At 65.0% G+C, this 13471-nt stretch carries 13 protein-coding genes; 6 read left to right on the top strand and 7 right to left on the bottom strand.

Translation table 11 applies throughout. From position 1 onward, the window contains the following. Nucleotides 1-26: 26 nt before the first annotated feature. From PRtIB026_RS03370 to PRtIB026_RS03350, 5 genes are all read right to left on the bottom strand, one after another. Nucleotides 27-2024, bottom strand: coding sequence for a GGDEF domain-containing protein (locus tag PRtIB026_RS03370; RefSeq protein ID WP_203649114.1), 1998 nt, complete (start codon nt 2022-2024; stop codon nt 27-29). Nucleotides 2025-2120: 96 nt separating this feature from the next. Next, complete coding sequence (locus PRtIB026_RS03365; protein WP_110736018.1) at nt 2121-2972, bottom strand: endonuclease/exonuclease/phosphatase family protein; 852 nt, start codon at nt 2970-2972, stop codon at nt 2121-2123. Nucleotides 2973-2984: 12 nt separating this feature from the next. After that, nucleotides 2985-3620, bottom strand: a complete 636-nt coding sequence (dsbA, locus tag PRtIB026_RS03360) for a thiol:disulfide interchange protein DsbA (RefSeq protein ID WP_050703203.1) — start codon at nt 3618-3620, stop codon at nt 2985-2987. Nucleotides 3621-4002: 382 nt separating this feature from the next. Further along, the gene (locus PRtIB026_RS03355; protein ID WP_186712198.1) at nt 4003-4620 is read right to left on the bottom strand and encodes a c-type cytochrome; all 618 of its coding nucleotides are present in this window, start codon (nt 4618-4620) and stop codon (nt 4003-4005) included. Between the two features lie 31 nt (nt 4621-4651). Then, complete coding sequence (locus PRtIB026_RS03350; RefSeq protein WP_050703202.1) at nt 4652-4954, bottom strand: c-type cytochrome; 303 nt, start codon at nt 4952-4954, stop codon at nt 4652-4654. A gap of 208 nt (nt 4955-5162) precedes the next feature. On the opposite strand from PRtIB026_RS03350, the gene yihA reads away from it, so the two are divergent. Next, nucleotides 5163-5795, top strand: a complete 633-nt coding sequence (yihA, locus tag PRtIB026_RS03345) for a ribosome biogenesis GTP-binding protein YihA/YsxC (protein WP_203649117.1) — start codon at nt 5163-5165, stop codon at nt 5793-5795. 401 nt (nt 5796-6196) lie between these two features. Here the strand turns inward: yihA and polA are convergent, their stop codons facing one another. Next, on the bottom strand, nt 6197-8947 hold the full coding sequence (gene polA / locus PRtIB026_RS03340) for a DNA polymerase I (RefSeq protein ID WP_203649119.1): 2751 nt from the start codon (nt 8945-8947) through the stop codon (nt 6197-6199). A 74-nt stretch (nt 8948-9021) separates the two neighbouring features. Here polA and PRtIB026_RS03335 point away from each other — a divergent pair, with 74 nt between their 5' ends. Beyond that, nucleotides 9022-9309, top strand: coding sequence for a DUF2782 domain-containing protein (locus PRtIB026_RS03335; RefSeq protein ID WP_050703199.1), 288 nt, complete (start codon nt 9022-9024; stop codon nt 9307-9309). Between the two features lie 71 nt (nt 9310-9380). Then, nucleotides 9381-10331, top strand: a complete 951-nt coding sequence (locus PRtIB026_RS03330; RefSeq protein WP_203649121.1) for a homoserine kinase — start codon at nt 9381-9383, stop codon at nt 10329-10331. A 111-nt stretch (nt 10332-10442) separates the two neighbouring features. Here the strand turns inward: PRtIB026_RS03330 and PRtIB026_RS03325 are convergent, their stop codons facing one another. Continuing rightward, nucleotides 10443-11399 (bottom strand): zinc ABC transporter substrate-binding protein, encoded by a 957-nt coding sequence (locus PRtIB026_RS03325; protein ID WP_203649129.1) that lies wholly within the window; start codon nt 11397-11399, stop codon nt 10443-10445. Nucleotides 11400-11417: 18 nt separating this feature from the next. Between PRtIB026_RS03325 and zur the strand changes: the two genes are divergently transcribed. The 3 genes from zur to znuB are packed head-to-tail and all read left to right on the top strand — an operon-like array spanning nt 11418 to nt 13448. After that, nucleotides 11418-11903 (top strand): Fur family transcriptional regulator, encoded by a 486-nt coding sequence (zur, locus tag PRtIB026_RS03320; protein WP_203649138.1) that lies wholly within the window; start codon nt 11418-11420, stop codon nt 11901-11903. Beyond that, nucleotides 11900-12673: a zinc ABC transporter ATP-binding protein ZnuC gene (gene znuC, locus PRtIB026_RS03315; RefSeq protein ID WP_203649140.1), complete on the top strand. Its 774-nt coding sequence runs from the start codon at nt 11900-11902 to the stop codon at nt 12671-12673. The genes zur and znuC overlap by 4 nt, the downstream gene beginning before the upstream one ends. Beyond that, entirely contained in the window at nt 12666-13448 is a 783-nt protein-coding gene (gene znuB, locus PRtIB026_RS03310; RefSeq protein ID WP_203649142.1) for a zinc ABC transporter permease subunit ZnuB, read from the top strand. Before znuC ends, znuB begins: the two co-directional genes overlap by 8 nt. The last annotated feature ends 23 nt before the right edge of the window (nt 13449-13471 follow it).

Below are 13471 nucleotides of genomic sequence, written 5' to 3'. Positions count from 1 at the left end.
GACACGTTTGCTCACCCTGATCCCGTCTAACCCTGCTCCACCCGATTGCGCCCCTGCTCCTTGGCCCGATACAACGCCTCGTCAGCGCGCTTGAGCACCTGGTCGCCACGCTCGCCGGAGCGGAAGGCACTGATGCCGATGGAGGTGGTGATGACCACCCGCTCGCCCTTGAAGTGGAACGGGCAGGCCTCGATGGCCGCCCGCAGCGCTTCGGCCACCTGCGCCGCAGCCGGCGGTGAAGTCTGCGGCAACAGCAGGACGAACTCCTCGCCGCCGAAGCGGGCGATGAAGTCGCGCCCGCGCAGGCGCTTGCGCAACTGCTCGGCAACGATCTTCAGCACCTTGTCGCCCGCCAGGTGGCCATAACCGTCGTTGATGCGCTTGAAATGATCGAGGTCGAGGATGGCCATGGCCAGGTGACCGCCGTTCTCCTGCCAGTCGAGTACCTCGCGTTCGACCTGTTCACTCCAGGCCGCACGGTTGGGCAGGCCGGTAAGCGGATCAATCATGGCTTTCTGGCGCTGCTCCTCCAGGTGCTCGCGGTAACCGAGGGCCTCCTGCTCCATGCTCGCCACGCGCTCGGCCAGGCCTTGCAGGCGGCTGGCCAGCTCGTGTTCGCGACGATCACGCTCGTGCTGGTGATCGTCCATGGTCACCAGCAGGCCTTCGAGGCGGTTCTCCAGGATGTGCTTGAGGCTGTCGACATCGACGGCGCCCTGCACGCTGCTTTGCAGCCCATCGACCTGCTCGCGCAGCTGGCTGTCCAGCTCGCGGGCGGCGGAGCTGTTGTCGGCATGGCCGGCGCTGGCTTCGTGCAGATGGCTCTGGAAGGTCTCCAGGCGCTCGTTGAGCTGTTGCAGGTAGGCTTCGAACTCATGCTGGCCACTGTCGGTGATCGCCAGCATGAGCACGGCCAGGTCATCCAGGACCGGGATCAGCTCATACCAGTTCAGCCCCCGTGAAACCCGCTCACGCATCTCCAGGGCCTGGGCCTTGTGGCGCTCCGGCAGGCTGAGGTCATCGAGCAGGCCGATCAGGGTCTGCTCGATATGGGCGGCAACCTGGCTGTACGGTGGCTCGACCGCGTCGGGGAGAGCATAAGGGCCGTCTTCGCCGATAACCTCATCTGCCGCAGGTTCCAGCTCATCCGGTACGGGTTGCACGTCCTCGACAAGCGCCACGGGCTCAGCAACCGCTACGTCAACGGGCTCCACCTCTGCTTGAGGTTCGGCTTTCGGTTCGACAACGGGCACTGGCGTGGTTTCAACCAACGCTGGACCGGGCAGTTCAATTTCCGGCTCGGGTTCCGGTTCGGGCAATTCGGCAGGCGCGGCGTGCTCCTGCGCAGGCTCAGGCGCGACAGGCGGCACAGGTGCAAGAGCATGCAGTTCATCGGCATCCCTGGCCTGCGCCTCAGGCGCGATGACGGGAGACTCCTGCGCCGCAGGCACAGGTACTTCGACGGCCACAGGCGCAGGCACCAGCTCGCCCGGGGCCTCGTCACGGCCACCGAACAGACGCTGCAGGAATCCCGGGCGTGCTTCGTCCTCGGGCTTTTGCACCGCACTCAGGGCACGCCCCTGCAAGCCGCTGAGCTCACCCAGCAAGGGCGGCAGTTCGCGGGACTGGCTGACCCCACCGTCGAGCTTCTTCGCCAGTTTTTTCAGCGGCCGCGACACCTCGCCCGGCAGCGGCAGGGTCTGCAGCTGGGTAACCAGTGCAGTCAGCGCCTCGCTGACCTGGTTCATGCGGGTCTCACGGCGCTGCTCGGAGTCGAGCACGGCTTTTTCCAGGCGTGGAATCAGCCCGGCGAGGCCGGCATCCATGTTGTCGCTGCGGATGACCTCGCGCATTTCCTTCATGCACTGGTCAACGGTCTTGTCGCTACCTTCAGCCGCCAGGGTGCTGCGCACCAGGCCACGGCGCAGCAGGTCGAGACGGGCTTCCCAGCGCCGCTCGAGCTTTTCCTGCTGCTCGATGCTCTTGAGGTATTTTTCTTTCCAGCGCTCGGCTTCTTCGGTCATGCCTGGATCCGCAACGGGTAGTGGCATCTAGTCCTGCAATCACTGGATTTCGGCGGAAAAGCCCAACACTTGAGTGCTGGATTCGCCCAGGCAGGACTAACTCAGGACCGGCAGCGTATCCACAGTCAGGGCATCAGGCAATCGGATCTCGACGGCAACCGGGAGGTGGTCGGAAATGGGCTGCGCCAACACCTCGACTCGCTCGAGTGTCAGGCTCGGGCTGAGCAGGATATGGTCCAGGCAACGCTGCGGGCGCCAACTGGGGAAGGTGGCCTCGACCTGGGGCGCGATCAGGCCCAGGTCACGCAGTGGCGAGTGCTCGATCAGGTCGTTGGCATGGGTGTTCATGTCACCCATGAGGATCTGGTGGCGATAGCCACCAATCAGCTCGCGGATGTAGGCCAGCTGACGGGCGCGGGTCTTGGCGCCAAGGGCCAGGTGCATCATCACCACGATCAGCGCATCCTCGCCCTCGCCGAAGCGCACCAGTATCGCCCCGCGGCCGGACGGGCCGGGCAAGGGGTGGTCTTCCAGGTGCTGGGGCTTGAGGCGGCTGAGCACGCCGTTGCTGTGCTGGGCGAAACGCCCGAGGTTGCGGTTGAGCTGCTGGTACCAGTAGGGGAAGGCGCCCAACTGGGCAAGGTGCTCGACCTGGTTGACAAAGCCGGAGCGCAGGCTGCCGCCGTCGGCTTCCTGCAGGGCCACCAGGTCGAAGTCACCGAGCAGGTCGCCGATCTTCTGCAGGTTGCCGGCACGCCCGTTGTGCGGCAGCAGGTGCTGCCAGCTGCGGGTGACATAGTGCCGATAACGCTCGGTGCTGATGCCAACCTGGATGTTGAAGCTGAGCAGCCGCAGGCGACCATCTTCCGGCAGGCCGGTGGCCCGCAGGTGATGCTCGTTGACCTGCGGCTGGGGCAGGCCAATGCCTCGCGTGGCACGCAAGCGCATGGCGGTCGCCGCTTACTTAGCGGCGCGCTCCTTGGCGATCAGTTGGTCGGCGACGTTCAGCACGCCTTCCGGACCTTGGGCGGTGCCCAGGTCAAAGCGGTACTTGCCGTTGACGACCATGCTCGGGACGCCGGTGATCTCGTACTTCTTGGCCAGCTCCTTGGCCTGGTTGACCTGGCCCTTGATGGCAAAGGAGTTGAAGGTGGCGAGGAACTTATCCTTGTCCACGCCCTGGGTGGCCAGGAAATCGGCCATTTCCTCAGGCTTGGTCAGGCGCATGCGCTTGTTCTGGATGGCATCGAACACCGCGTTGTGGACATTGTGCTCCACACCCATGGCTTCCAGGGTCAGGAACATCTGGCCATGGGCATCCCATGGACCACCGAACATGGCCGGTACGCGCTTGAAGTTGACGTCCTTGGGCAGCTTGTCGACCCAAGGGTTGATGACCGGCTCGAAGTGGTAGCAGTGCGGGCAGCCATACCAGAACAGCTCGACGACTTCGATCTTGCCAGGCACCGACACCGGTACCGGGTTGCTCAGCTCGATATATTCCTTGCCAGCGGTTGCAGGCTCCGCGGCCTGCACGGCGGCCATACCGAATACGCTGGCGGCGACCAGCGCGGCGCTGAGAATCAGTTTACGCATGCTTTACTCCTGAGCAGTCTTTGGTCGCCTCGACGCGACCTGCGTATGACAGGTCGGGAAGGGCTCGAGTTCTGTAGTGTAACGGCTATGGACAGAAAAAAGGGCAGCCTGGGCTGCCCTTTTCATCTTTAGCGCTGATGCATTAACCGAGTGTTAACGCGGGGCTCACGCCCACCCGACCGGACCAAACTCAAGCCTTGAGCGATTCCTGTAGGAGCGGCCTTGTGCCGCGAAAGGGCTGCATAGCAGCCCAATATTCAGCATTGAGCAACGATCGCCGGGGCCGCTTTGCGGCCCTTTCGCGGCACAAGACCGCTCCTACCCGGGCAAGGGTGAATCCCGAACACCCTGGAGGGCAGTTGCCCTCACTAAGGCAACTGGATCAGTGCAGGCCCTGAATGTAGCTGGACAGCGCTTCGATGTCCTTGTTGCTCAGCTTGCCGGCGATGGTGCGCATGGTCATGGCGTCGCCGTCGTTGGTGCGGTTGCCTTCGCGGAAGTCGGTCAGCTGCTTGCCGACGTACTGCGCGTGCTGGCCGCTCAGGTGCGGGAATTTCGCCAGGGCGATGCCCGCGCCGTTGGGCGAGTGGCAACCGGTGCAGGCAGGCATGCCTTTCTCGAGGTTGCCGCCATTGAACAGGGCACGGCCGCGCTCGACCAGTTTCGGGTCGGCGGCGCCAACGCTGCCTTTCTGGCTGGCGAAATAGGCGGCGATATCGGCCAGGTCCTGGTCATTGAAGTTGGCCAGCATGCCGGTCATCTCCAGCACGGTACGCTTGCCGTCCTTGATGTCATGCAGCTGCTTGTTCAGGTAGGGCTCACCTTGGCCGGCGAGTTTCGGGAAGTTCGGTGCCAGGCTGTTGCCGTCAGGGTTGTGGCAAGCCCCACAGACAGCTGTTTTGGCCTGACCGGCAGCAGCATCGCCTTTGATGGGCCCCGCAGCAGTTGCCGCACCTGCGACCCCCATGGTCAACAGCAGACTCACGAATAGTTTGTTCATCAGCTAATCCAACACGGCTAAGGGTGAAATGTTATGTATCGGGACTGCCGCTCATCCAAAGGATGACCAAACGGTAGTCCTCGGCACTGCAGTCCATGCACAATCCACGCGGCGGCATAGCCTTGAAACCCTGTGTAACATGCACCACCAGTTGCTCCATGCCTCGCGCCAGCCTTGGCTCCCAGGCCGCCCGGTCACCGCTTTTGGGTGCCTGGGGCAGTTGTCCGGCGTGACAGGCCGCGCACGTGCGGTTGTACAACGCCTCGGGATCCTGTGTAGCCTGTGCGCTGAAAAACGGCAGGAACATACCGACAGCAAGCAGCCATTTCGCCATGCGAAACGACCTGACAGGGTTGGGGGCCGCGCTGCGTTCTGTTGCGCGAGCTATTGTTCGACACCCCATGCTCAATTGCCTTCGCTGGGCGAATGAGCACACAAAAACTGGGGCATTATATACTTCCGCCAGCCAAACGGAAACGACACCGCTTGCCAGGCCTGGTCTTACGCCTCCAGCGCTGGGCAACACCCACATCGGAAATCCCATGCAAGTCAAGAACCCCATCCTCGGCCTCTGCCAGAAAGCCAAATTCGCCCTCAGCGCCGCCAAGGTCGAACAATGCCCCGAAGACCAGGGTTACGAGGTGGCTTTCGCCGGCCGTTCCAACGCCGGTAAATCCAGCGCCCTCAACACCCTGACCCACGCCAGCCTGGCGCGCACCTCGAAGACCCCCGGGCGCACCCAGCTGCTGAATTTCTTCAGTCTGGACGATGAACGGCGTTTGGTCGACCTGCCGGGCTACGGTTATGCAAAAGTGCCGATCCCGCTCAAGCAGCACTGGCAGAAACACCTGGAAGCCTACCTGGGCAGCCGCGAGTGCCTGCGCGGAGTGATCCTGATGATGGACACCCGCCACCCGATGACCGACTTCGACAAGATGATGCTCGACTGGGCCAAGGCCAGCGGCATGCCCATGCACATCCTGCTGACCAAGGCCGACAAGCTCACCCACGGCGCCGGCAAGAACACCCTGCTCAAGGTGCAGGCGGAAATCCGCAAGGGCTGGGGCGATGCGGCGACCATCCAGCTGTTCTCGGCGCCCAAGCGCCTGGGGCTGGAGGAGGCCTACGGGGTGCTGGCGGACTGGATGGAGCTGGAAGACAAGCCGGTGGCTTGAAGGCTGGTACAACTTCTGTGGGAGCGGGTTTACCCGCGAATGCGATGCCGGATTCACCGCCGCATTCGCGGGTAAACCCGCTCCCACAGGGTCTGCATCCAGCCCAAACGCCGAATTCCGGGCAAAAAAAACCCCGGACTTCGTATGGGGAGGGGGAAGTTCGGGGTCCAAGTCCGGACCGCTAGGGCGGGGTCCAGATATCTGCCAACACTTAACACAACATAGGAGCATCGAAAGGCTTCACCAGCCATTCAGTACCTCTGAGTGGCGGTTCACCGGTTTAGTTCCAAGCCCCTCGAAACTATTTGCGATAGTTTCATGAAACTCCCGATCTAAGGCCCGAGGCCAGCACCGGATCCGCGACACTACGCCGCAGATCCTACACAGCTTTCACGCAGCGTTTAGTGAGCTTCGTCCCAATTCGCGCCAACGCCTACTTCCACCAGCAGCGGCACGTCGAGTTCCGCGGCACCGCTCATGTAGCCACGAATTTCATCTTTCACCTGCTCGACCAGGTCCTCGCGCACCTCGAGCACCAGTTCGTCGTGCACCTGCAGGATAACGCGCGCATCCAGCTTGCTGTCGGCCAGCCAGTTGTCCACCGCCACCATGGCGCGCTTGATGATGTCCGCCGCGGTCCCCTGCATCGGGGCGTTGATCGCGGTGCGCTCGGCGCCTTTGCGCAGGGCCGGGTTCTTGGCGTTGATGTCCGGCAGGTACAGGCGACGGCCGAACAGGGTTTCGACGAAGCCCTGCTCGGCGGCCTGGGCGCGGGTGCGCTCCATGTAGGCCAGCACGCCGGGGTAACGGGCGAAGTAGCGGTCGATGTAGTCCTGGGACTGCTTGCGGTCGACGCCGATCTGCTTGGCCAGGCCGAACGCGCTCATGCCGTAGATCAGGCCGAAGTTGATCGCCTTGGCGCTGCGGCGCTGGTCGTTGGTGACATTCTCGAGGGCGACGCCGAACACTTCGGCGGCGGTGGCGCGGTGCACATCCAGGTCATTGCGGAAGGCATGCAGCAGGCCTTCGTCCTTGGCCAGGTGGGCCATGATGCGCAACTCGATCTGCGAGTAGTCCGCCGCCAGCAGGCGGTAGCCGGGGCTGGCGACGAAAGCCTGGCGAATGCGCCGACCTTCGGCGGTACGGATCGGGATGTTCTGCAGGTTCGGGTCGTTGGACGACAGGCGCCCGGTGGCGGCCACGGCCTGCTGGTAGGAGGTGTGGATGCGTCCGGTGCGCGGGTTGATCTGCTCGGGCAGCTTGTCGGTGTAAGTGTTCTTGAGCTTGCTCAGGCTGCGGTACTGCATCAGCACCTTGGGCAGCGGGTAGCCTTGCTCGGCCAGCTCATCGAGCACCGCCTCGGCGGTGGACGGCTGGCCCTTGGCGGTCTTGCTCAGCACCGGCATGCCCAGCTTGTCGTAGAGGATCCCCCCCAGCTGCTTGGGCGAGCCCAGGTTGAACGTCTCGCCCGCCAGCTCGAACGCCTCGCGTTCCAGCTCGACCATCTTTGCTCCCAGCTCGCCGCTCTGCACCTTGAGCAGCGCGGCATCCACCAGTGCGCCCTGGCGCTCGATGCGGGCCAGCACCGGTACCAGCGGCATCTCGATGTCCATCAACACCGGCTGCACGCTGGGTGTCTCGGCCAGGCGCGCCTGCAGCGCGTGGTGCAGGCGCAGGGTGATGTCGGCGTCCTCGGCGGCATAGGGGCCGGCCTTGTCCAGATGAATCTGGTTGAAGGTCAGCTGTTTGGCGCCCTTGCCGGCGATATCCTCGAAGGCGATGGTGGAGTGGTCCAGGTACTTCTGCGCCAGGCTGTCCATGTCGTGGCGAGTGGCGGTGGAGTTGAACACGTAGGACTCGAGCATGGTGTCGTAGGCCACGCCGCGCATCAGGATGGCCGGGCTGCCGTTGGCCAGGATATTGATGTCGTACTTGGCGTTCTGGCCGATCTTGCCCTTGGCCGGGTCTTCCAGCAGGGGCTTGAGGGCCAGCAGCACGGCGTCACGGTCGAGCTGGGCGGGGGCGCCTTCGTAATCGTGGGCCAGCGGCACATAGGCGGCCTCGTGGGGCTCGACGGCGAACGACAGGCCAACGAGTTGCGCCTGCTGCGCGTCGAGGCCGGTGGTCTCGGTGTCGAAGGCGAACAGCGGCGCCTGGCGCAGCTTCTCCAGCCAGGCGTCGAAACGCGCCTGGTCGAGGATGGTCTCGTACTTCGGCTCGACCTTCTCGGCCACAGGCTCAACGTCGGCAGCAACGCTGTCACCGGCCTGGGGCGCGCTGCGCTGGACCTCGGCCACCCAGCTCTTGAACTCCATCTCGGTGTACAGCGCCAGCAGCGCCTCGCGGTCCGGCTCGCCGCAGACCAGGGCGTCCACTTCGACATCCAGCTCGACATCGCACTTGATGGTCGCCAGCTCGTAGGACAGGAAGGCCGCGTCGCGGTGCTCCTCGAGCTTGGCCGGCAGGGTCTTGGCGCCACGGATGGCCAGGGCCGGCACCTTGTCGAGGTTGTCGTACAGGTCGCGCAGGCCGCCGCCGATACCGGTCAGCAGGCCGACCGCGGTCTTCTCGCCAACACCCGGCACGCCGGGGATGTTGTCGACCTTGTCGCCCATCAGGGCGAGGAAGTCGATGATGTGCTCGGGACCTACGCCGAACTTCTCGTGCACGCCGGCGATGTCCAGCACGCTGCCGGTCATGGTGTTGACCAGGGTGACGTGACCGTCCACCAACTGGGCCATGTCCTTGTCGCCGGTCGAGATGATCACCGGGCGGCCGGCGGCGGCGCTGCTGCGCGCCAGGGTGCCGATGACGTCGTCGGCCTCCACGCCTTCGACGCACAGCAGCGGGTAGCCGAGGGCGCGGACGCTGGCGTGCAGCGGCTCGACCTGCACCCGCAGGTCGTCGGGCATGCTCGGGCGGTTAGCCTTGTACTCGGCGAACATGGCGTCGCGGAAGGTCCCGCCCTTGGCGTCGAAAACCACCGCGAACAGGCTGTCCGGGTACTGCTTGCGCAGGCTCTTGAGCATGTTCAGCACGCCCTTGACCGCGCCGGTGGGCATGCCCTTGGAGGTGGTCAGCGGCGGCAGCGCGTGAAAGGCGCGGTAGAGGTAGGACGAACCGTCCACCAGGACGAGGGGCGCTTGGCTCATGAGGAGAATCAACCTTTTCGACGGGTCCGGCGCTAGAATAGCCGGATCAATGACGACAAAAGGACTAGGTTATCATGCGCACACCCATTCGCCTGTTACTGCTCGGTCTGCTGGCCACCATGCCGGTCGTCACCCTGGCGGCGGACGAAGCCCCATCGGCCGATCCCGATGTAACCATTCGCACGGAAGGCGACAAGACCATCCAGGAGTACCGTCAAAACGGCTTCCTGTATGCGATCAAGGTCACGCCGAAGAACGGCAAGCCTTATTTCCTGGTACGCGCCGATGGCTCCGAAGGCAATTTCATTCGTTCCGACCAGCCGGACATGCTGATTCCGTCCTGGAAGATCTTCGAGTGGTAAGCTAGTAACGCGTATCGTTCTTATCAACCAGGCACTTCCGGCGGAAGTGCCCGCATGGGCAATTCTTCAACATGTCAGTCTTCACCCCTGTGTCCCGGCCTGAGCTGGAAACCTTTCTGGCGCCGTACGAGCTGGGTCGCCTGCTCGACTTCCAGGGCATCGCCGCCGGTACCGAGAACAGCAATTTCTTCGTCAGCCTGGAAAAGGGGGAGTTCGTCCTCACATTGATCGAGCGCGGGCCGGCTGAAGACATGCCGTTCTTCATCGAACTGCTCGACGTGCTGCACGCTGCCGACATGCCGGTGCCCTACGCCGTGCGCGACCGCGACGGCAACGGCCTGCGCGAACTGTGCGGCAAGCCGGCTCTTCTGCAGCCACGGCTTTCGGGCAAGCACATCAAGGCTCCGAACAACCAGCACTGCGCCCAGGTCGGCGAGCTGTTGGCGCATATCCACCTGGCCACCCGCGAGCACATCATCGAGCGCCGCACCGACCGTGGCCTGGACTGGATGCTGGAATCGGGCGCCGAGCTGCTGCCGGGCCTGAACCGGGAACAGACAGGGCTGTTGCAGCCGGCACTGGCGGAAATCACCGCGCACAAGGCGCAGATCCTCGCCCTGCCCAAGGCCAACCTGCACGCCGACCTGTTCCGCGACAACGTGATGTTCGAAGGCACCCACCTGACCGGGTTGATCGACTTCTACAACGCCTGTTCCGGGCCGATGCTGTACGACATCGCCATCACCGTGAACGACTGGTGCCTGGACGAGCAGGGCGGCATCGACCTGCCACGCGCCCAGGCCCTGTTGGGCGCCTATGCGGCGCTGCGGCCGTTCACTGCCGCCGAGGCCGAGCTGTGGCCGGTGATGCTGCGGGTGGCCTGCGTGCGCTTCTGGCTGTCGCGCCTGATCGCGGCGCAGGCGTTCGCCGGAATGGACGTGATGATCCATGACCCGAGCGAGTTCGAAGTGCGCCTGGCGCAGCGTCAGCAGGTGGCGTTGCACCTGCCGTTTGCCTTGTAACCGCGTCCGCTTCTTCGCGGGTAAACCCGCTCCCACAGGAACCCCGCTGACTTCAACTTCGGCGCGAAGCCTGTGGGAGCGGGTTTACCCGCGAAAGGGCCAGCCCAGGCGTTAGAACTGTTCCAGGCAGCCGGTCAGGTCGCTGCCCAGCTTCTCCAGCAAACGCTCATAGCCCCTGGCATCCACCGCATCGCTCCCACCCAGCGCATCCAGCTCCGCCAGGCGCACCGGCAACCCGGCCGTCAGCGTCTCGGCCAGGCGCGGGCGCAGCGGCGGCTCGCTGAACACACAGGTCTTGCCCACCGCCTGCAGGCGCTTGCGCATGGCGGCGACATGCTGTGCGCCCGGCTGCACTTCCGCGGCGACGCTGAACACACCGGCGTGCTTCAGGCCATAGGCGGCCTCGAAGTAGTCGAAGGCCTCGTGGAACACGAAGTACGGCTTGCCGGCGATCCCCGCCACCCGCTGCTTGATTCGCGTATCCAGGGCATCCATGCGCTCGATGAACAGCTTGAGGTTGGCCTGGTAGCGCGGCGCATTGGCCGGATCCGCTGTCGCCAGGTCACCGGCCATCTTCGTCGCGATCACCCGGGCATTCACCGACGACAGCCACAGGTGCGCATCGAGGCTGCCCGGACGGTGGTCATGGTCGTGATCGTCGTGGTCTTCCTCGTCATGGGAGTGGCTGTCCTCGCCGAAGTGACGCAGTTGCAGGCCCGACAGCGACTGCACGGCCACGGTCGGCTTGGCGCGGCTCTTCAGCACGCGGGGCAGGAAGCCTTCCATGTCCGGGCCGATCCAGTACAGCAGGTCGGCATCGGCGACCTTGCGCACGTCGGAGGGGCGCAGCGCGTAGTTGTGCGGGGAGGCGCCCGGCGGCAGCAGCACGTCAGGGCTGCCGACACCGTCCTGAACGGCGGCGGCAATCTGCTGCAGGGGCTTGATGCTGGTCAGCACGCGCACGTCGGCGTGGGCCGAAAAAGCGATGAAAGCGACAAACAGGGCAAGGAATCGGGACACGGTGGATACTCGGGTCGTCAGAAACAGGTAACATAATAACGTCTCCATCCTGAACCGTCGCTGCCCATGTCCATCACGCCGCTGGCCCACCGTCCCCACGATCATTCCCACTGCGTCCACAGTGCGCTGGCCGAGGCCGACGCGCTGTGCAACCGTCAGGGCCTGCGCCTGACCGCCCTGCGCCGCCGCGTGCTGGAGCTGGTGTGGCAGAGCCACAAGCCGCTGGGTGCCTACGACATCCTCGCCGTGCTCAGCGAGCAGGACGGCCGCCGCGCCGCGCCACCGACCGTCTATCGGGCGCTGGACTTCCTGCTGGAGAACGGCCTGGTGCACCGCATCGCCTCGCTCAACGCCTTCATCGGCTGCAGCCATCCCGAGCATGCGCACCAGGGCCAGTTCCTGATCTGCCGCGCCTGCCATGTGGCCATCGAGCTGGAGCAACACAGCATCAGCGACGCCATCGTCAGCAGCGCCAAGGCCGTGGGCTTCGCCGTCGAGACGCAGACGGTCGAAGTGGTCGGCCTGTGCGGCAACTGCCGGGGCAAGGCATGAGCGACGCCCTGATCCGCCTCGAGCAGGTCGGCGTCAACTTCGGTGGCGAAGCGGTGCTCGACAGCATCGACCTGGCCGTCGCGCCGGGGCAGATCGTCACCCTGATCGGCCCCAACGGCGCCGGCAAGACCACCCTGGTACGCGCCGTGCTCGGCCTGCTCAAGCCACACCGCGGCAAGGTGTGGCGCAAGCCGAAGCTGCGCATCGGCTACATGCCGCAGAAGATCCAGGTAGACGCCACGCTGCCGCTGTCGGTGCTGCGCTTTCTGCGCCTGGTGCCCGGGGTAGACCGCGCGGCAGCCTTGGCGGCGCTGCAGGAAGTCGGCGCCGAGCAGGTGATCGACAGCCCGATCCAGACCGTCTCCGGCGGCGAGATGCAGCGCGTGCTGCTGGCCCGCGCCCTGTTGCGCGAACCCGAGCTGCTGGTGCTGGACGAGCCGGTGCAGGGCGTCGACGTAGTCGGCCAGACCGAGCTGTACAACCTCATCACCCGCCTGCGCGACCGTCATGGCTGCGGCGTGCTGATGGTCTCCCACGACCTGCACCTGGTGATGAGCGCCACCGACCAGGTGGTCTGCCTCAACCGCCACGTCTGCTGTTCGGGCCATCCGGAGCAGGTCAGCAACGACCCGGCCTTCGTCGAGCTGTTCGGCCAGAATGCCAAGAGCCTGGCCGTCTACCACCACCATCACGATCACAGCCACGACCTGCACGGCTCGGTGATCGCCCCCGGCGCCCATGTCCACGGAGAGCACTGCAAGCATGGCTGATTTTCTTCTCTACGCCCTGCTTGCCGGCCTGTCGCTGGCGCTCGTCGCCGGTCCGCTGGGCTCCTTCGTGGTCTGGCGGCGCATGGCCTACTTCGGCGACACCCTGTCCCACGCCGCGCTGCTCGGCGTGGCGCTGGGCTTTGCCCTGGACGTCAGCCCGGCGCTGGCGGTGACCGTCGGCTGCCTGTTGCTGGCGATCCTGCTGGTGACCCTGCAACAGCGCCAGCCACTGGCCTCGGACACCCTGCTCGGCATCCTCGCCCCCAGCACCCTGTCGCTGGGCCTGGTGGTGCTGAGCTTCATGCACGATGTGCGCATCGACCTGATGGCCTACCTGTTCGGCGACCTGCTGGCGATCAGCACCACCGACCTGGCCTGGATCCTCGGTGGCAGCGCGCTGGTGCTGGTACTGCTGGCGATGTTCTGGCGGCCGCTGCTGGCGGTCACCGTGCACGAGGAGCTGGCGAGGGTCGAGGGCCTTCCCGTGGCCGGCCTGCGCCTGGCGCTGATGCTGCTGATCGCCGTGGTGATCGCGGTGGCAATGAAGATCGTCGGCGTGCTGCTGATCACCTCGCTGCTGATCATCCCGGCCGCCGCGGCACAGCGTCACGCCCGCTCGCCAGAGCAGATGGCCGTGGGCGCCAGCCTGCTGGGGGTTACCGCGGTCTGTGGCGGCCTGGCGCTGTCCTGGTTCAAGGACACCCCGGCCGGGCCTTCGATCGTGGTCTGTGCGGCAGTGCTATTCTTGCTGAGCCTGGCGTTGCCGAAACGCTGAGATTCCAGGGCGCCTGCTGACGC

The sequence above is a fragment of the Pseudomonas sp. RtIB026 genome, assembly GCF_016861355.2.
In the GTDB taxonomy this organism is placed as follows: domain Bacteria; phylum Pseudomonadota; class Gammaproteobacteria; order Pseudomonadales; family Pseudomonadaceae; genus Aquipseudomonas; species Aquipseudomonas peradeniyensis.
This window is presented reverse-complemented; position numbering and strand designations above follow the sequence as displayed.